At 43.3% G+C, this 18,924-nt stretch carries 19 protein-coding genes and 2 riboswitches; of the genes, 11 read left to right on the top strand and 8 right to left on the bottom strand.

Translation table 11 applies throughout. From position 1 onward, the window contains the following. Positions 1 to 14: 14 nt before the first annotated feature. From argB to coaBC, 3 genes are all read right to left on the bottom strand, one after another. Entirely contained in the window at positions 15 to 914 is a 900-nt protein-coding gene (argB, locus tag B4K11_RS06345) for an acetylglutamate kinase (protein WP_292956196.1), read from the bottom strand. A gap of 64 nt (positions 915 to 978) precedes the next feature. After that, entirely contained in the window at positions 979 to 2,367 is a 1,389-nt protein-coding gene (locus B4K11_RS06340) for a phosphomannomutase/phosphoglucomutase (RefSeq protein ID WP_292956199.1), read from the bottom strand. Positions 2,368 to 2,420: 53 nt separating this feature from the next. Further along, on the bottom strand, positions 2,421 to 3,626 hold the full coding sequence (coaBC, locus tag B4K11_RS06335; protein ID WP_292956202.1) for a bifunctional phosphopantothenoylcysteine decarboxylase/phosphopantothenate--cysteine ligase CoaBC: 1,206 nt from the start codon (positions 3,624 to 3,626) through the stop codon (positions 2,421 to 2,423). Positions 3,627 to 3,793: 167 nt separating this feature from the next. On the opposite strand from coaBC, the gene radC reads away from it, so the two are divergent. The 3 genes from radC to rpmG all read left to right on the top strand — a co-directional run bounded on the left by radC (position 3,794) and on the right by rpmG (position 5,139). Then, positions 3,794 to 4,468, top strand: coding sequence for a RadC family protein (radC, locus tag B4K11_RS06330; protein ID WP_292956205.1), 675 nt, complete (start codon positions 3,794 to 3,796; stop codon positions 4,466 to 4,468). A gap of 255 nt (positions 4,469 to 4,723) precedes the next feature. Then, complete coding sequence (gene rpmB / locus B4K11_RS06325; RefSeq protein ID WP_067869297.1) at positions 4,724 to 4,960, top strand: 50S ribosomal protein L28; 237 nt, start codon at positions 4,724 to 4,726, stop codon at positions 4,958 to 4,960. A gap of 11 nt (positions 4,961 to 4,971) precedes the next feature. After that, complete coding sequence (gene rpmG, locus B4K11_RS06320; RefSeq protein ID WP_292956212.1) at positions 4,972 to 5,139, top strand: 50S ribosomal protein L33; 168 nt, start codon at positions 4,972 to 4,974, stop codon at positions 5,137 to 5,139. A gap of 313 nt (positions 5,140 to 5,452) precedes the next feature. On the opposite strand, the gene B4K11_RS06315 is transcribed toward rpmG, so the two are convergent. Further along, a complete protein-coding gene (locus B4K11_RS06315; protein ID WP_292956215.1) occupies positions 5,453 to 7,042 on the bottom strand; it encodes a cation:proton antiporter family protein in 1,590 nt (529 codons plus the stop codon). Positions 7,043 to 7,185: 143 nt separating this feature from the next. Between B4K11_RS06315 and mutM the strand changes: the two genes are divergently transcribed. The 7 genes from mutM (at position 7,186) to B4K11_RS06280 (ending at position 14,439) form a co-directional block, all read left to right on the top strand. After that, entirely contained in the window at positions 7,186 to 7,998 is an 813-nt protein-coding gene (gene mutM / locus B4K11_RS06310) for a bifunctional DNA-formamidopyrimidine glycosylase/DNA-(apurinic or apyrimidinic site) lyase (protein ID WP_292956218.1), read from the top strand. Positions 7,999 to 8,010: 12 nt separating this feature from the next. After that, on the top strand, positions 8,011 to 8,943 hold the full coding sequence (locus B4K11_RS06305; RefSeq protein WP_292956221.1) for an alpha/beta hydrolase: 933 nt from the start codon (positions 8,011 to 8,013) through the stop codon (positions 8,941 to 8,943). 58 nt (positions 8,944 to 9,001) lie between these two features. After that, positions 9,002 to 9,568: a phosphatase PAP2 family protein gene (locus B4K11_RS06300; protein ID WP_292956224.1), complete on the top strand. Its 567-nt coding sequence runs from the start codon at positions 9,002 to 9,004 to the stop codon at positions 9,566 to 9,568. Positions 9,569 to 9,571: 3 nt separating this feature from the next. Further along, a complete protein-coding gene (locus B4K11_RS06295; RefSeq protein WP_292956227.1) occupies positions 9,572 to 10,588 on the top strand; it encodes a glycosyltransferase family protein in 1,017 nt (338 codons plus the stop codon). A 631-nt stretch (positions 10,589 to 11,219) separates the two neighbouring features. Beyond that, positions 11,220 to 11,313: riboswitch (TPP riboswitch) on the top strand. A gap of 56 nt (positions 11,314 to 11,369) precedes the next feature. Beyond that, positions 11,370 to 12,182, top strand: a complete 813-nt coding sequence (gene thiD, locus B4K11_RS06290) for a bifunctional hydroxymethylpyrimidine kinase/phosphomethylpyrimidine kinase (protein WP_292956230.1) — start codon at positions 11,370 to 11,372, stop codon at positions 12,180 to 12,182. A 45-nt stretch (positions 12,183 to 12,227) separates the two neighbouring features. Beyond that, positions 12,228 to 14,126: a phosphomethylpyrimidine synthase ThiC gene (gene thiC / locus B4K11_RS06285; protein WP_292956233.1), complete on the top strand. Its 1,899-nt coding sequence runs from the start codon at positions 12,228 to 12,230 to the stop codon at positions 14,124 to 14,126. 58 nt (positions 14,127 to 14,184) lie between these two features. Continuing rightward, the gene (locus B4K11_RS06280) at positions 14,185 to 14,439 is read left to right on the top strand and encodes a hypothetical protein (RefSeq protein WP_292956236.1); all 255 of its coding nucleotides are present in this window, start codon (positions 14,185 to 14,187) and stop codon (positions 14,437 to 14,439) included. Between the two features lie 51 nt (positions 14,440 to 14,490). Here the strand turns inward: B4K11_RS06280 and B4K11_RS06275 are convergent, their stop codons facing one another. Further along, on the bottom strand, positions 14,491 to 14,976 hold the full coding sequence (locus B4K11_RS06275; protein ID WP_292956239.1) for a MarR family winged helix-turn-helix transcriptional regulator: 486 nt from the start codon (positions 14,974 to 14,976) through the stop codon (positions 14,491 to 14,493). Positions 14,977 to 15,205: 229 nt separating this feature from the next. Next, positions 15,206 to 15,280, top strand: a riboswitch (cyclic di-GMP riboswitch). 12 nt (positions 15,281 to 15,292) lie between these two features. Beyond that, the gene (locus tag B4K11_RS06270; protein WP_292956242.1) at positions 15,293 to 15,556 is read right to left on the bottom strand and encodes a DUF5062 family protein; all 264 of its coding nucleotides are present in this window, start codon (positions 15,554 to 15,556) and stop codon (positions 15,293 to 15,295) included. Between the two features lie 246 nt (positions 15,557 to 15,802). Between B4K11_RS06270 and B4K11_RS06265 the strand changes: the two genes are divergently transcribed. After that, positions 15,803 to 16,432: an MBL fold metallo-hydrolase gene (locus tag B4K11_RS06265; RefSeq protein WP_292956245.1), complete on the top strand. Its 630-nt coding sequence runs from the start codon at positions 15,803 to 15,805 to the stop codon at positions 16,430 to 16,432. On the opposite strand, the gene zapE is transcribed toward B4K11_RS06265, so the two are convergent. Further along, a complete protein-coding gene (zapE, locus tag B4K11_RS06260; RefSeq protein WP_292956248.1) occupies positions 16,383 to 17,642 on the bottom strand; it encodes a cell division protein ZapE in 1,260 nt (419 codons plus the stop codon). The two genes, B4K11_RS06265 and zapE, sit on opposite strands and share 50 nt — an antisense overlap. A gap of 43 nt (positions 17,643 to 17,685) precedes the next feature. Further along, positions 17,686 to 18,699, bottom strand: a complete 1,014-nt coding sequence (pfkA, locus tag B4K11_RS06255; protein ID WP_292956251.1) for a 6-phosphofructokinase — start codon at positions 18,697 to 18,699, stop codon at positions 17,686 to 17,688. Positions 18,700 to 18,924 lie beyond the last annotated feature (225 nt).

The raw sequence follows: 18,924 nt of genomic DNA, 5'->3' as shown, positions 1-18,924 counted from the left end.
ATCTGTTTTTATCCTTAACCGCGATTGGTGATCAGGGTACCAACACCTTCATCGGTGAAGATTTCTAACATGCAAGAGTGTTCTACACGGCCGTCGATAATGTGTGCACTGGTTACGCCGCTTTTAACAGCGCTTAATGCACAGCCGATTTTAGGAAGCATGCCGCCGTAAATGGTGCCGTCTTCAATGAGGTCATCCACTTGCTTCGTGGTTAATCCTGTTAAGATATTGCCATCTTTGTCCATCAAACCTTCGATATTGGTAAGAAGGATTAGTTTTTCCGCTTGCAGTACTTCAGCGACTTTACCGGCAACAAGGTCAGCATTGATGTTGTAAGAGGTGCCATCTTCACTAACACCAATAGGTGCGATGACAGGAATGATGTCCGAGTTAACGAGCATGTCGAGTACTTTGACATTAACGCTTTCCACTTCACCTACATGGCCTATATCGATAATTTCAGGCGCTTCCATTTCAGGTGTTTTGTGCTCTACGCGAAGTTTTTTGGCGCGCAGTAGCTGGCCGTCTTTACCTGTTAGGCCTATAGCGAGACCACCATTAGCATTGATAAGACCAACGATCTGTTTGTTAACCGCACCACCAAGTACCATCTCTGCTACATCCATGGTTTTAGAGTCTGTTACGCGCATGCCATTGATAAAGTGCGATTCAATCTTTAGATCGCTAAGCAGTTGTCCTATTTGTGGACCTCCGCCGTGAACAACAATAGGGTTGATTCCGATCAGTTTCATCATAACGATATCGCGGGCAAAGCTATTCTGCAGCTTTTCATCGATCATGGCATTGCCGCCGTATTTGATGATGATTGTTTTTCCGACAAAGCGTTGGATGTAAGGCATCGCTTCACTAAGTACGTGAGCGGTTGTCATGGCTTCTTTGCGCGTAAGAGGCATAGCTAATCCTTGTAAAAGGTTAAACGCGGTTAGGTTAAGTTAGCACTAACCGCGGATCATTCGTTTATTCGTAAGGGATCACTAAACTACTGTCTACTTCATGTAGTTTCTGTTCAAACTCACTTCTTATTCTTAACAATGCGGCTTCGGTCTCTGCTTCAAAACGTAAAACCAGTACAGGTGTTGTGTTGGAGGCTCTAATTAGTCCCCAACCGTCTGGGTAATCGACACGGATACCGTCGATGGTGTTGGCATTGCCACCGGGGAAGCTTTTCTCTTGTAGCGCGGCAACAATATCAAATTTGTTTTCATCGGTAACCGTGATATTCAGTTCAGGTGTGCTGATATCTTCTGGGTATTGATTGAAAAGGAAGTCGGCTGTTTCATCTGTGTTTGTTAGGATCTCTAGAAGACGTGCAGCACTATAAAGTGCATCGTCGAAACCATACCAGCGTTCTTTGAAGAATATGTGTCCACTCATCTCGCCACCCAGTAGAGCGCCGGATTGCTTAATTTTCTGTTTGATTAATGAGTGACCGGTTCTCCACATTGTGGCTTTACCACCGGCTTCTTCGATTACTTTAGCTAGTAGGCGAGAGCATTTTACATCAAAGATGATCTCTGCACCTGGGTTACGCTTTAAGATCTCTTCAGAGAACAGCATCATGACACGGTCTGGATAAACAATGTTGCCTTCGTTCGTAATAACGCCAACACGGTCACCATCGCCATCAAAAGCTAGGCCCAAATCTGCACCTGTTTCTTTTACTTTGGCAATAGCGTCCTGTAGATTTTTTGGTTTGCCTGGATCTGGGTGATGGTTAGGGAACGTGCCATCAACTTCGCAGTACATAGGGATGATTTCACAGCCTAATTTCTCGATTAGCTGTGGTGCTAGTTCGCCCGGTATGCCATTTCCGCAATCAACAACAACTTTAAGCTTTTTATTAAGCTTTACGTCGCCAAGAATGCGCTCTAGATAGCTTTGGCGTATGTCGAGTTCTTCAGACGAGCCTTCGCCTTCTGAATAGTTTTGGTCGATGATGCGAGTTTTTAGATCTTGGATGTCATCCCCAGAGAGGGTATGACCATTGATCATCATTTTGAAACCGTTGTAATTGGCAGGGTTATGGCTGCCTGTAATCATAACGCCAGTGCATTGATCATCTTGGTGGGCAGAGTAGTAAAGTGTTGGTGTTGGGACGTAACCTACGTCTGTTACTCTGCAGCCGCCATCAATAAGGCCTTCACTGAATATCTTCTTTAGCGAGGGGCTGGATAAACGACCATCCGCAGCAACGTTTACATGGGTGACACCTTGGGATTTAGACTCGGCGGCAAAGGCACGGCCTAAATGGTATACCGTGTCGTCAGTCAGTGCAGTTTCAACAATCCCGCGTACGTCGTAAGCGCGAAAAATTGCGTGGTCTAGGTTTTTTAAAGTGTAACGCATGTTAATCCTTTAAATAGCATAAGAGTTTAATAAATGGTTTGCCCATACTTCAGCTAACGATTGGCTTTGTACTGGGTGGCAATTTCTTCAATAAGCAGACTGGCTAACTTACGCTTTGATGTTTGCGGTAAAGTTTCTGAGCCTGAATGAGTTATCACGGTAACTGCATTCTCATCGCTGTTAAAACCTATATCGCTACGTGAAACGTCGTTGGCGATGATCATATCGAGGTTTTTGCGTTCTAATTTACTTTTCGCGTATTCGAGAACGTCTTTTGTTTCTGCTGCAAAGCCGACAGTGAAGGGCTTTGGCGTGCTGGATGCCACCGTCGCAACAATATCAGGGTTCTTCACTAAGTGAAGTTCCATGATCTCTTCGGTGCCTTTCTTTATTTTGTGTTCCGCAATAGCCGTGGGGCGGTAATCCGCAACGGCGGCGGCTGCAATGAAAATGTCACAAAGTGATAGATCGAGTAGGGATGCTTCAAGCATCTCGTTAGCGCTTTCTATCGCTACTGTTGTGGCGCGCTCAGGTGGAGTAAGTGTGACAGGTCCCGTAATGAGTTTCACTTTGGCGCCAGCTTCAATCGCTGCTTCTGCAAGGGCGTATCCCATCTTTCCTGAACTGTGATTGGAAATATAGCGAATAGGATCGAGTGCTTCGCGTGTAGGGCCTGCAGTGATGAAAACAGTTTTGCCTGTCAGTGCAAATGTTTCAAACTGAGATGCTGTTAAATTTGTAATCTTTTCTGGCTCAAGCATTCGGCCAGGGCCATTGTCTCCGCATGCTTGCTCCCCAATGCCAGGGCCAAAGAGTTTGATTTCTCTGTTTTTTAGTGTTTCAACGTTGGCTTGTGTTCCTGAGTCTCGCCACATTGCTTGATTCATTGCTGGCGCTAGGCAGATAGGTGCGTCAGTGGCTAGACAGATAGTTGTGAGGAGATCATCACCATGACCTGAAGCAAGTCGAGACATAAAGTTGGCGCTGCAAGGGGCGATCAAAATCAGGTCTGCCCATTTAGCGAGCTCAATATGTCCCATGCCTGCTTCGGCTTCAGCATCTAGAAGATGTAGGTGTACTGGATTGCCAGATAGAGCTTGTAGAGTTAGGGGAGTTATGAACTCTGTTGCTGAAGGTGTCATGACAACACGAACATCAGCACCTGCTGTTTTCAGTAGGCGGGTAAGTTCAGCACTTTTGTAAGCAGCAATACCGCCTGTAATGCCTAAAATGATCTGTTTGTTAGTAAGTCTCTGCATACTTGGTGGCCACTGTGTTCGTTGAGATTGCTAAAATAATGGCTATCGTTGTACTGTAAAATAAATCGGCATCAACCATACCATTTCTATACAAAGTTTCGTAGATTGTATAAGTCTAATTTCAGCAAAATCATCAAGGAATGATGAGTTTTTAAAAGGGAATTTATATGTCAATTACAGATTGGCCTGTTTCTGAACGGCCACGTGAAAAGTTATTGCAGCAAGGGGCCGTAGCGTTATCTGATGCGGAGTTGCTTGCTATTTTTTTGCGAACGGGGGTTAAGGGCAAAAGTGCAGTGGATTTGGCGAGGGATCTACTGACTAATTTCGGCACTTTACGGGCGCTGTTGGAAAGTAATCAAAAAGAATTTTGTGATGCGCATGGTTTAGGTATTGCTAAATATGCTCAGTTACAGGCTGTGCTGGAAATGGGAAGGCGTCACCTGCGTTCATCGTTGCAGCGTGGTGATGCAATGGAAAGCCCGCATCAAGTGCGCGCTTATCTAAGTTCCAAGCTGCGCCATAAGCAGCGTGAAGTTTTTGCCTGCCTATTTTTAGATAATAAGCATCAAGTTATTAATTATGAAGAGCTTTTCCTCGGAACTATTAATGCGGCTGCGGTTTATCCTAGAGAGGTGATTGCTAGGGCTTTAGCTAATAATGCTGCAGCTGTTATTCTTGCTCATAATCATCCATCGGGTATAGCAGAGCCGAGCACATCTGATCAGCAGATAACTGATCGTTTAGTTAAAGCACTGGATATGATCGATGTCAGAGTGATTGATCATATGGTGATCGGGGATCAGGAGGTCGTTTCCTTTGCTGAACGAGGGCTGCTGTGAGGTATTTGTTCGTTTAAATTAGACTAATGCTGGTATCCCCGGTAAGTGTTGTGTATAATCCGCGACCTTCTATCCACACTCCGGTACGGTAGTTTGTTCAGTTACGGGACGCTCCGCCTGAAAAATAGTTTGGAATCTGATGAGTGCAGATTGATCCAAGAGCCGAAAAGCAGTCCAAACTGCTCATAATGCTCAGGGCTGTTTTAATAAATTTTAAGGGTAGAAACGTAACCATTAATTAATAAGGCTATTAATATGTCTAAAGTTTGTATGGTAACTGGCAAGCGCCCAGTTACAGGAAACAATGTTTCCCACTCACAGCGTAAAACTCGTCGCCGTTTTCTTCCAAACCTGCATTGGCATCGTTTTTGGGTAGAAAGTGAGCAGAAATTTGTTCGCATCCGTGTATCTGCTAAAGGTATGCGTATTATCGACAAAAAAGGTATCGACGCAGTTCTTGCTGATGTTCGTGCCAACGGCATCAAAGTATAAGGAACTGAATCATGGCTAAAGGCTCTCGCGAGAAGATCAAACTGGTTTCTTCTGCCGGTACAGGTCACTTTTACACTACTGATAAGAACAAGCGTAACACTCCTGAAAAGATGGTGTTCAAAAAGTACGATCCAGTAGTTCGTAAACACGTTGAATACAAAGAATCTAAAATCAAATAAGATTTTTTATTCTTACGAAAAACCCGGCCTTTGTGCCGGGTTTTTTATTGCCTGCTGTTTCTTTATGGATAGTTGAGGTATCTGTGTATTAAGTCGAGTGGTTTTCTCTAATGCAGGGGCCGTGCTTGTTTGGCAGCCCTTAGCAGGCTTGAGTCAGAGCTGTTTGGGATCGGAAGTGATTTGAAGCGAAAGTGTCTTGAATAGAGAGCATTGAATAGAGTGTGCTTTGATTAGATAGGGTTTGAAATGTAAGGCGGATGAATTGTAAGTTCATCCGCCTTAATTGTTTTAGAGAGGCTTATTCGTAGGTTTCTTAGGCTTGGCTAGATTCTTTTTTGGGGTGGCCAATTAGTTGCAAACTTTCTTCGGCAAAACCTAAGCCCGCTTCAGTATAAAAGTTAAAGACTTTATCTATGCCGCCTTCAATGAGTTTGTCATGCTCATCAGGGAAGCGGGCAATAGCGGCTATTTCCCCAGGGTAGTTGGCGCTATGGAGCTGTTCAGCAATATTGATGATATCGTCAATAGAAGGTAAAGCTAGCAGGATAAGCTTAATATCCTTCGTTTTCATATTGCTCCATAGGTCTGCATCCTCACCGTCACCGTAGAACACATGTAAGCCTTTATCTTGGAAGCGCTTTATTCTGTTTCTGTCTGCATCCATGCCCCAGACTTTATCGCCGACGATATTGTGTAGAGCGTTAAAGGCACCTTTGCCTACGCGGCCTAATCCGATGACCAGAATTTCGGAATCTTTCGGTTGAATGAAAACATCGCAGGGTAGTGGTGCGTTGCTTTCGTGGCTTTTAATTAGATCTTTATAGCGTAGGTACATTGAGTGAGCAGATCGATAAACGATGCTTGTGATAATGAAGGATATGGAAACCGCTAGGGCCAGAATGACAAGCCACTCTTTTGCTAACCAGCCATTATCAACACATAAATAGGCAACAATAAGACCAAATTCACTGAAGTTGCTCAACGCTAGAGCGCATAGGTATGACGTACGACCGCGTAAATTTAAGCGGGTGAACATGTAGAAGAACATGATGTACTTCAGTGGAATGAGTATCGCTAGAATCGTTGCAATCCCCAGCATTGACCAATCAGGCAGTGCGGTAAAGCCGATCGAAAGGAAAAAGCCGATAAGAAATAGGTCTTTGAAGCTAAGCAAGGACTTCGTTAGCTCGCTCGCCTTAGGGTGAGTGCTGAGTAGCATTCCGAAGACAAGTGCTCCAAGGTCTCCCTTGACGCCAACTAGGGTGAAAAGCTCATAGCCCCCTAATGCGAGGAAAAAACCCGCAAGGGGAAGTAGTTCTCCGTGCCCAGCGCGCATCAATAAATGGTTGAGTAGGGGACGAATAAAGACCAGTCCAAATAAGCCTACCGCCCATATAGAAGGGACTTTGCCGGTAGCGAAAGCGAGAAATAGTACAGCGACAATATCTTGCATAACAAGAACGCCGATCGCTAATTGGCCATGTCGGGTTTGCATCTCACCACTTTCTTCAAGCAGTTTCACAATGCAGACAGTACTGCTGAAACTGAGGGCGAAACCAATCAGCGCTGCAGATTTAAGATCTAGGTCGGTAAAGAAGGGGGCAGAGGCGGCAGACAATAATAGGAAAATTGAGCCTATGAGGAGTGACCATAAGGTCATGTGGGAAAGGCTGCTGGCCCATACCTCTGTCTTTAAGAGATCTTTAATGTTCAGCTTTAATCCGATGGTGAATAGCATAAGCGTTATACCTAGATCCGCTAAGGTATCTAAGCTATCGACAGGCTCTACTCCAATGAAATGTAAAAAGAAGCCAGCGAAAAGATAGCCAATTAAGGGAGGCATATCGATTAGTCGAAGTGTATAACCGCAAACAAATGCAAAGAGAATCCAGATAAAGTCCATAAGATAGTAAAGCTGCCCAAGAGTTAAGTGTGGAATGTAACATGCTTATTTGTCACTGTGGATGAGCTTAAGCGTTTAATTTGATGTTTTTATGGTAGTCTGGATATGTATTCTCTTTATATTGATTGAAATTAGCCAAATACATGCCTGAATTGCCAGAAGTAGAAACAACCTGTCGTGGAATAAGCCCTCATATATCTGGACAAAAGTTGATAGCGCTTAACATTAGAAACCCTAATTTAAGATGGCCTATACCTGATTTTCTAGCAGCGTCGATAGAAGGGAAATCGGTTCAAAGTGTTACGCGCAGAGGGAAGTATCTTCTAATAGGTTTTGAAAGCGGTGATGTTATGGTGCATCTGGGAATGTCTGGCAGCTTGAGGGTTGTCGGTGAGCAGAAGGCGCCTCAAAAGCATGATCATGTTGATTTTTGTTTTCAGAATGGTCAGGTGCTCAGGTTGACTGACCCTCGGCGTTTTGGGTCTGTTCTGTGGCAGCCAAAAGGTGAGTGTCATGAGCTCTTATATCGTTTAGGGCCAGAGCCTCTGGATGAGGAGTTTAATGCCGATTATTTGCATGAGTGTTGCAAAGGGAAGAAAACAGCCATTAAGCAAGTGATTATGAATAGCAAAGTGGTTGTGGGTGTAGGAAATATCTATGCAACAGAGGCTTTGTTTTTATGTGGCATAGATCCAAGAAGGGCTGCAGGCAATATTTCGTTATTGAGAGTTGAGCAGCTTGTGGTTGAAATTAAGAAGGTTCTTGCTGTTGCTATTACGCAAGGTGGAACTACGTTAAAAGATTTTGTCGGTGGCGATGGAAAGCCAGGTTATTTTCAGCAGAAATTGAATGCATATGGCCGAAAAGGTGAGCCTTGTGTGAATTGTTTGTCTCCTTTGACTGAAGTGCGATTAGGACAACGCTCTACGGTTTTTTGTAAGCATTGTCAGCGATAGCCAAGGATTATTATGACTGTACAAATTAGGCCTCCGGTTTTATCTCAGGAAAATTGCGCGTTTCGTATTAATTTACGTGATAAGTTGAATATTGAATCTCATTTGAAAGAGAGAACAGCTTTCTGTGTTGGTGAGAAAGGAGTGCACTGTGAGTTATACGAATACGCTCCGGATGCGCCAACCATTTTGTTTCTGCCAGGAATGGGGACTTACTGCGAGCTTTATGCTGAGCTGTTAGCGACCCTTTCGGCTAAAGGATTTAATGTGGTTGGTATTGATCCTTTAGGGCACGGCTATTCTGCGGGTGTGCGAGGGGATTACTCTGTCGATCAGATGTGTGAAGCGGTATCAGATGTTATTGATGTCCTTCAGCAACGTTTTGATGGTCCTTTTGGTGTTTATGGTTATTCCATTGGAGCCTTGTTAGCTATGGCCGCTGCAGAGAAAGATGATCGTTTATGCTCTGTGCTTTGCGGTACATTGTTAGTGCCTGATGTGGCGCCTGACCTTTCCTATAAAATGAGCTGGAACTGGACATGGGCCTCATCTTTGTTTATGCCTGGTTTTAAAGTTCCTTTGAAGTCATTTGTGGATTTTGAGCAATTGTTGAAAGGTCATCCTGCGGGTCAGGAAATTAATGAAGATCCTCTGGTTGTCTTTGATTACCCCCTTCGTACACTGTCTAGTTTATTTAATTACCGCTGCAAAATAGTTAACCATGAACATGATTTTGCTGCTGCAATTTTGCACGGTGATCAGGATGAGATACTCCCTGTTAGTTACTCTAATCGAGTGATGAATTACTGCGAGCAGCCTATGGAGCTATTGGTTATAGAAAGAGAGGGGCATATGGTTCCTTTCTTTAAGCCAGAGCTGGTGGCGGAAATGGCTGCGCAATGGTTTGACCGACATTTTGCTAAAGAGATGGTCACTGCGGTACTGTAATCTAACTGTAAAAGAATATTAATCCCCTTGTCACCTAGTACTTCCATTATCTGAAAGCATGATGAAAGTATTGGGAGATACTGGAATGGGTGCTTTTAGGTTTCTGACTGCGTTCGATTTGGTCGCGTTTAATTGGTGTTTGGGGCTTCCTCGAGCAGCGCAAATAGCTTTTGTTAGTCGGCAAATATCTCGCCTGGGTGATGGTGGGTTTTATCTACTTGTAGGGCTTGTTTTAGCAGCTTATGAGCCAGCGTTTGGGCCGATTTTCCTTGTGGTGGGGCTTTTGGCTTACGCTATCGAACTTCCTCTATATTTATTACTCAAGAATACCATCAGGCGCGATCGGCCTTGCGAGTCACTGCCTTTTGAGGCTTATATCGTTCCCTCTGATAAGTTTAGTTTTCCTTCAGGGCATTCTGCTGCGGCTTTTGTTTTCGCGGCTTTGATTGCGAATTATTACCCAGATTTTTCTGTCATTTCTTATACGCTTGCGCTCTCGGTGGGGATCTCTCGAGTGCTATTGGGTGTACATTACCCCACAGATATATTGGCAGGAGCAATTTTAGGGCTGTGTAGTGCGTTTGTAGCTATCGCTATGTTTCCTGCAATCGTTGGGTTGGCTTGAATCATGCGTGTACTTTATGGGGTGCAGGCTACGGGTAATGGTCACATAACGCGTGCGCGTGTAATGGCTCCAGAATTAGAAAAAGCAGGTGTGAAGGTCGACTATTTGTTTAGCGGCCGAGAACCCGAAAATTTATTCAATATGGAACCATTTGGTGAGTATCGCTGTCGACGAGGGTTAACGTTCTATATGCAGGGCAGCCGGGTTAGTCGCTGGCAAACGTTGACTAAAAACAGTGTGGTTCGGTTAATAAGGGACGTAAAGGAAATTGATCTTAGTACGTATGACTTGGTAATTACTGATTTTGAGCCAGTAAGTGCTTGGGCCGCTAAGCTTCAAGGAGTGAAGTGCGTTGGTCTTGCTCATCAATATGCCTTTTTGCATGAGTTGCCTGATACGAAATCTGATCGTTTTTTGAAGGCTCAAGTGAAGTTGTTTGCTCCAGCTGATATTCCTATCGGTTTGCACTGGAATCATTTTGATCAAGCTATCTTTCCCCCTTTAATTCAGCCAGCAGCCAATCAATCGACATTAATTCCTAGAAAGGTTGTCGTGTACCTACCGCATGATGGGCTAGAGCGAATTCAGCCAATCTTTAAGAGGTGTCCTGATATTGATTTTCATATCTATGCAGCGATTGACCGACCTGAAGCAGATGGCAATTGCCATATAAAAGCATTTTCTAGAGTTGGCTTTCAAAAGGATCTTGCGGAGTGTGAAGGGGTTATCTGTAACGCTGGATTTGGTTTATTAAGCGAGGCGTTGCAATATGGGAAGAAGATTATGACGATTCCTCAGCTGGGGCAGGTTGAGCAAGAATCAAATGCCGAAATTTTACAGATTTTAAATTTAGGTACAGTGGTGACTGCGTTGGAAAGTAATCAGGTAACTGCTTGGCTTGAGCAAAGTTCCCCTCAATTATTGCCGATACCTAATATGGCTAGCTTGTTTTCAGCTTGGATTGCTTCGGGATGCAAAGCTTCAATTGAAACTTTGTTAGGAAAGGCATGGTCGAAATAGCTGATATAGGGTTTGGTGTTATAGGTGCAGGTGCAGGTGCTGAGTTGATGGCTGACTAGAAACGTTCTCTGTATGCTTTCTATAGGAATAAAAAAAGGGATGTCTCATTCCTTGAAACATCCCCCTGCTGGCTTCCGTAATCCTTGCGACAATATATCCTAGGGCATCAATGCCATCCTTTTCGCTTTTCGAGGCCATCCTTCGTATTCATTCCATGAACAGGAGATCCACATATACCATTATCGCTATTACTAACAACATTGATATAGGAAAAACTCTTAATTTGAGGTCTTTGTTTGTTGTATTAATGATTGCAAATGGCAGAAACAAAAAGAGCGCTTCATTCCTTAGAAGCGCTCCTCTTTATTGGCATCCATATTCCGTGCGGTGCCCCGAAGGGTGTCCTTGTAATGCATCCTGCATTCTATCCGCTTGTCTTGGCCATCCGGTTATTCTGTCCATGAACAGGAGATCCATGTGAACTAGTATGGATCCTAATAGTGGATAAAAATATAAGAAAAATTCCTAATTTTTATCTTTTATAGGGTTTAAATCCCTCTTTTGAGAGTTTTATGGCATGAAAGGTCAAGGATGCTGGACAGATAGGCTCGCTAGAATTTAAAATAAGACTTGTTCTTGGTCGGGGTGCCCTTTTTGGGGCTGAGACTACACCCGTTGAACCTGATCCGGTTTGTTCCGGCGTAGGAAATCGAGATGTTGATGACTAAATTATTGAAAGACAGTTTTGCTGGCCTGCGAGTAAATGCGGAGGGCAGTAATCTTGAATAGCCTTCCATCTATTGCTAATGCCTTAACGATTGCTGGATCTGATTCTGGTGGTGGTGCGGGGATTCAGGCAGATCTAAAAACCTTTTCTGCCTTGGGCGTTTACGGCGCGTCTGTCATAACCGCATTAACTGCGCAGAATACTCAAGTCGTTAAAAGCGTGTTTCCAGTTTCTCCTTCTTTTGTTACGGATCAGCTTGAAGCTGTTTTTTCTGATATTCAGATCGAAGCGGTGAAAGTGGGAATGTTGGGTAATGCTGAAATGGTAAATGCTGTAGCGGATTACTTTTCTGACGTTGCTGATCTGAAAATGATTATTGATCCGGTCATGATTTCAAAAAGTGGAAATGCTTTATTGAGTTCAAGTGCGGTCAATGTTCTTAAAGATAAATTACTACCCTTAGCTTATCTGGTGACGCCGAACCTTCCTGAAGTTGCTGCATTGCTTGGTGAAGATGAGCCATCTTCTATTGATGAGATGAAGGCTTCAGCCGTCAAGTTACAGCGCTTAGGGGTGAGTAATGTGCTGATAAAGGGGGGGCATCTAGGCGGTGAAAACTCTCCAGATATTTTGTTTGATGGTAATGAATTTATTGAATTCCATCATGCGCGTATCACGACAAAAAATACACATGGTACAGGATGTACTTTAGCTTCAGCTATTACGGCTTATGTGGCTAAGGGGGGGGCAGTTTCAGAGGCTGTGGCTCAGGCTAAAGAGTATATTACGGCCGCAATTAAGGCCGCAGATAGTTTAAATGTGGGTCGAGGTCATGGCCCTGTTAATCACTTCCATAATATCTGGTAGCGTGTAGTTGCAGATATTTGAATAATTATAATGATAGGTTGAACGATGGTAGATAATACAAATAAAGAACAGCAGGATAAGGCGTTAAGCCAAACTGCGCAGGTTGATCATGATTCTGTTCAACCTTTCCCAAAATCCCGTAAAGTATTTGTTCAAGGTTCTAGGGCTGATATTCGCGTTCCGATGCGTGAAATTACGCTAGATGATACACCGACAGATATGGGTGGCGAAAAGAATGATCCTCTTTATGTTTATGATACTTCGGGGCCATATACTGATCCTGAAGCGAGTATAGATGTACGTAAAGGTTTGGAGCCTGTACGTGCAGCTTGGATTGCGGAACGCGCAGACACTCAGCAGCTGGAAGGTTTAAGTTCTGAGTATGGGCGTGGTCGTGAGCAAGATCTTCGTCTTGATAATTTACGTTTTGAATTAACACGTAAGCCGTTAAAAGCTAAAGAGGGCGCAAACGTTACCCAGCTGCATTATGCACGTAAAGGTATCGTCACGCCTGAAATGGAATATATTGCCATCCGTGAGAATATGAAGTTGGCGAAGGCTAAGGCTGAAGGTAATGTTGTTGCTGAGCAGCACCCTGGTCATAGTTTTGGCGCTAAACTTCCTGATGAAATTACACCTGAATTTGTACGTAAGGAAGTGGCTGAAGGGCGTGCGATTATTCCCGCCAATATTAACCACCCTGAAGTAGAACCGATGATTATTGGTCGTAACTTTCTGGTGAAAATTAACGGTAATATTGGTAATTCAGCACTGACATCTTCAATTGAAGAGGAAGTTGAGAAGATGACGTGGGGGATTCGTTGGGGGTCCGATACCATTATGGATCTTTCTACAGGTAAAAATATTCATGAAACACGTGAGTGGATCATGCGTAATTCCCCGGTACCCATTGGTACGGTGCCAATTTATCAGGCACTAGAGAAAGTAAATGGTGTTGCTGAAGATCTTAACTGGGAAGTTTTTCGCGATACGTTGATCGAACAGGCAGAGCAGGGTGTGGATTATTTTACAATTCATGCCGGTGTATTGCTTCGATATGTGCCTATGACGGCTAAGCGTATGACGGGTATTGTGTCTCGCGGCGGTTCTATCATGGCGAAATGGTGCCTTGCGCATCATGAAGAAAATTTCTTATATACGCACTTCGAAGAAATTTGTGAGATCTGTAAGGCATATGATGTGTCGTTCTCTTTAGGTGATGGTCTACGTCCAGGTTCTGTTTATGATGCTAATGATGAGGCGCAGTTCTCAGAGTTGGAAACCTTAGGTGAATTAACGAAAATTGCTTGGGAACATGATGTTCAAGTCATGATCGAAGGCCCTGGTCATGTGCCAATGCACATGATTAAAGAGAATATGGATAAGCAGCTAGAAGAGTGTCATGAGGCGCCTTTCTATACGCTAGGTCCATTAACAACGGATATAGCGCCTGGCTACGACCACATTACTTCCGGTATTGGCGCTGCCATGATTGGATGGTATGGCTGTGCAATGCTTTGTTATGTAACACCTAAAGAGCATTTAGGTTTACCTAATAAAGATGATGTTAAGACCGGTATTATCACTTATAAGATTGCGGCTCATGCGGCTGATTTAGCTAAAGGTCACCCGGGCGCTCAAATTCGTGATAATGCGATGTCTAAAGCGCGTTTTGAATTCCGTTGGGAAGATCAGTTTAACATTGGTTTAGATCCGGATACTGCGCGTTCTTATCATGATGAAACGCTTCCTAAAGAGTCAGCAAAAGTTGCGCATTTCTGTTCAATGTGTGGACCGAAATTCTGCTCAATGAAAATATCACAGGAAGTGCGTAATCTGGATGATACTGAGGTTGCAGCGATTAAGGCGGCCGCAGACAAAGGGATGCAGGAAAAATCAGCTGAATTTAAAGAGTCAGGCGCAGAAATTTATCATAAAGTTTAAGCGTTGATGAATGAATAAGCCGCTGTTTCAGCGGCTTTTTTGTTGAGTGGTGAGTGAAGTGTCTGAAGAGTTTTTAAAGTATCTAGTGGTGGGGCTGTTGATTGTATTTGCATTCACCCCTGTTACGTTAAATGCATTGCGTCGTCGAAAAGAGAACCCGCCGCCTATGGCTGCAAATGATCGAAAGCTTTATAGAATGTGGAGGGCTGACCCTGAAGCTTATGAGCGTCAGTATGCAGAGCTTGATAAGCAGTATTTAGAAGCGCAGAAAAAGAAAGCGGCGGCAAAACGCGATAGCTCCAACGAAAGTTAGAGGAGGGATATTTGTTGAGCGCTCATGCTTGATTTCTTCAGTGGGGCTGTCTTAATAATAACAGGCCTGTTGGTCCCAGAAGGTTTCGAGCTTGCGTAGCTGGGAGCGTAAAGAGCTTAGTTCCCCTTCTTGTATAAGTTGTTCTGCGTTTATAAGTTCAAGGTGTTGATCAAACTGTTCGGCAATTAAAGAATGAATGGTTGCGCCTTTTGGGCTCAGCCTTATGCGTACGGAGCGAAGATCGTGTTCTGAGCGTTCTTGAATGATGTAGCCGTTTCCGACCATCTTCTTTAAATTGTAAGAAACGTTAGACCCTAAATAGTAGCCACGAGTTCGCAGTTCCCCGGCAGTCATCTCTCGATCACCAATATTGTGCAGTAGTAGAGCTTGAACACTGTTGATATCGCCGTAGCCCAAAGCCTCTAGCCTAAATTTAATTATATCGAGTATCCGTCGATGTAGCCGCTCTATTAAGCGAAGGCATTCAAGGAAGTCCATACGGTTAGTGGATGGAGTGTCGTTTGGTTCACTGTTCATCAGATTAGGCCTTTGTATTGAAGCGCTTATAATGGAAATATTAGCCTCAACCGCTGCTAGATAGCAAAAACTATCTTAATAATCATTTCTTTGCTGGTAATACTAATTCTATATTTAGCAAAACTTTATAAGCCTGCTAGTATTTAACGAGGCTTAATGGATTCTGAATATTTTGCTTTAGCTCAAGCTTTAGTGGTCTTTTAAGCTCTATTCCAGCGAATAGATCCTCTCTCGATAATGGCAAACCCTTAGTAATTTGGGGACGCAAAGTCACAGATCCCAAGTGGATGGCTGGTCTATCGAAAGAGAGTCTTCCTTATTTTTGTTTTAGTTCATGGCCTTCCGGTAGCTGTCTCTCCATCCAGAGTGCGAGCTTGTGCTTCATATTTAATTCGTTGTCTTGGCCTTTTGCTAAAGGTTGTATCAGTTTGTCTTGAACGAGTAGGCGATAGATTGCTGTGAGCTTATTTGAAGCGCTATCAGTGGCTTCAAATTTTCCTGCGCCGCGTTTTTCAAAATAGATGGCTCCAACGCGCAAGGCTTCTTTGACTAATTCGACTTCGTGCTTATTTTTTTTCATGATGAAGACTCTATCTCGTATGCTTGTTTATATTGTGCGTCATAGACTTGGCTATGCATAAGTTAACGTCACTTTGAATTGAAAATTGAAGGAAAACAAGATCCATTTCAAATAAATAGACTTAATTATGAGTGTGGAGATTGTTTAAGTCTGTTTTATAGAGATCATTGTGTGAAGTGAGTACTTTGCTATTGAGTGCTCCCTGATATAATGCGTCTTTTAATTATTCACACTGTAGAGATATTTATGAAGTATCGCATTATTCCTGTGACGCCTTTTCAGCAAAACTGCACACTCGTTTGGTGTGAGAAAAGTATGAAAGCTGCAGTGGTTGATCCGGGCGGAGATTTAGATCGTATATTAGCTGCTGTTGAGGAAGAAGGTGTTGAGCTAGAAAAAATAATGCTAACTCATGCGCATATAGATCATGCGGGTGGAACTGCTGAGCTGTCGGGTGAAAAGAGTTTGCCTATAGAAGGGCCTCATAAAGGTGATCTGTTCTGGATTGAGGGTATGGCGCAGCAATGTTCAATGTTCAATTTTCCGCATTGTGAGGGATTTGAGCCTAGCCGATGGCTGGATTGTGGGGATGAAGTTCAGGTAGGAGAAGGGGTGTTTGAAGTGATCCATTGCCCTGGTCATACACCTGGGCATGTTGTTTTCTATAATATTGAAGATCAAATGGCATTAGTTGGTGATGTTCTTTTTCATGGTTCAATCGGGAGAACTGACTTTCCGCAAGGTAACCATCAAGAGTTGATTAGTTCAATTAAGGACAAGCTATTTCCTCTAGGTGAATCAATTGAATTTATACCAGGTCATGGGCCTAGCTCAACATTTGGGGTTGAGATGCGTAGCAATCCTCATGTTCGTTGAGAGCTTTGAGTTGTAGTTGTTGATACTCAGCTGACGACATTTCATGTAATCGGCTGAGTGTTCTTTTAAAGGGCGAGCTTAGAAGCTCTCCTTTATACAGTTCTTCCATGCTACATTCCGCACTGATAAATAGGTTAATTCGATTGTCGTAAAGCTCATCCACTAGGCTTATAAATCTACGCGCTGAATCATCCGTATTATTTTGGGTCACTTTCCTTAATCCAGTTGAATTTACGTTTCCTCCCCCGTCTTCTGTCCCTCTTGCTTTAATCTGCTCTTTAGCAATGCCTGTAAATTGAGGTACATGACTCAAAACGATGTGTTTGTTGAGTGAAGCTAGATCAATATAGTCACGTGATGAGCGTGGTCCTTCACATAGTTCTGCGAAATCAAACCAAATGGTAGTTTGGGTATGAGCTTTACAGTTAATCGTTCGATTACAGAGTGTGACTGTTCTCGTAATTGATAAACCGCTTTTGGGATGAAGGCTTGCTATATGCTTGTGAGTAGGAGAAGCAATTTGTTGAAAAATTGAATATAAAGCTGCTTCGTTTTTAATATAGTAAGCCCGTTGTTGAGTCAGTTTTCTTTGGCGATGATCTAGCCCATCACATAAATCTATGGTTTTCATTTGTTCATTGATCAGGGTGATGGCGGGTGTGAATCGGTCGCGGTGAAGGCCGTCATGGTAAAGGTTGTCGGGTTTTGTGTTGGATGTGCTGACTATGAAAGTACCGTTACGGAATAGGTGTTTGTATAAGCGACCTAAGAGCATCGCATCACCAATATCGCTGACAAAAAATTCATCGAAGCAGATGACCTTATATTGGTGTGAGAGTTTGTCGGCAATATGAGATAGAGGGTCACGCTCGCCAGAATTGGCAAATAACTGTTGGTGAATCATTTCCATGAAGTGATGAAAGTGTAGCCTCAAGTGTTTTTCTGGATGAAGGCATTCACAAAATAGATCCATAAGCATGGTTTTTCCACGTCCAACGGGGCCCCATAAATAAATCCCTTGTGTATAAAGTGTGCGCTTCCGGAATTTGAGCCTGAGTTGCTGGGCAATTGTAGGGTCTTGCTCAGATAGTTGATCTAACGAGCATTGAAGTTGTTGAATAACTTCATTCTGGTGACTATCAGCTGTGAGCTTGGAATTATATGCATGCTGTTTGTATAAAGTGATTAGTGATTGTGTGACTAAATTCATAAATCAGATCTATTTGAGTGGTGGCGTGCAAAATGATGGCGCATTACTTATGTAACATTAATGCGCGTTCAAATAATTGGTTATCAAGTTGTTTATTATTCTCGATGATTTGGTGAAGTGGTGTTTCTTTAATTTTTCCGTTTTGTACGCCAATCATGACATCATTATAGCCAGCACATAAATAATCTACTGCAGAAGTTCCTAGGCAGGAGGCGAGAACTCGATCGTGCCCGGATGGGCTTCCTCCGCGTTGTATGTGGCCTAAAATACAAACCTTCGGGTCAAGCTCTTGCTGGTTTAGCTGTTTAGCTATATTCGTCGTAACACCGGGTTTTGGTCCTTCAGCAACAACGATAATACCGCTGGAGCTTTTACCTTGTAGGCGATTGTTAACAAGTTGAAAACAGATTGCATCAATCTGTAGCTCATATTCTGGGATAATGATCATCTCGGCGCCGCAAGCTATGCCTACATGAGTAGCAATAAAACCTGAGTTTCGTCCCATAACCTCTACAAGAAATAAGCTTTCATGCGAAAGGGCTGTATCACGTATTCTGTCAATTGCCTCCACAGCGGTATTGACTGCAGTATCAAATCCAATCGTTAGGTCGGTACCGTAGATATCATTATCGATAGTTCCGGGCAGGCCAATAACTCGAATGTCATTTTCTGATGTGAGTAAGTGGGCGCCAGTTAAGGAGCCATCGCCGCCAATAACAACGACCGCATCAATGCCTTTTTCCTTAAGTACTTCTGCCGCTTGATATCGGACAGCAGGGTCTTTGAATGCTGGGCATCGATCACTTTTTAGAAAGGTTCCTCCTCGCTGCACAATATTAGAAACAGAGGAGGAATCCATCTCTTGCATATCACCAATAATTAGGCCGCTATAGCCTCTTTGAACACCGAATACTTTTATGCCTTTATGGAGAGCAGCCCGAACAACGCCTCTAATAGCAGGGTTCATGCCGGGGCAATCACCGCCGCTTGTGAGTACCGCTATAGCTCGCGGCTTAGATGTGGGCTCTGAATCATTTAGTGTAGGTGTGATGTACATACAAAAATCTCATTAATGAAGTCGGCTCTTTAATAACTGTAATGGCAGCTATCTGCTGTAGCAAACGAAAGAGTAAAGCATCTATATGTAAGTTTAGAGTATATAGAGTATATAAGTTTGTTCGGATTTTAATCGCTTATGGATGTTTATTAATCTATTTGCGGATGGATCGGAATTATTTGCGATTATTTGGCCCTTTTTTGATGTTTTTTTGAATTGGCTGTT

The sequence above is a fragment of the Neptuniibacter sp. UBA6509 genome (assembly GCA_002435145.1).
Lineage (GTDB): Bacteria > Pseudomonadota > Gammaproteobacteria > Pseudomonadales > Balneatricaceae > Neptuniibacter.
The sequence above is the reverse complement of the archived record's forward strand: the minus strand, read 5'-3'. Positions and strand labels throughout refer to the sequence as shown.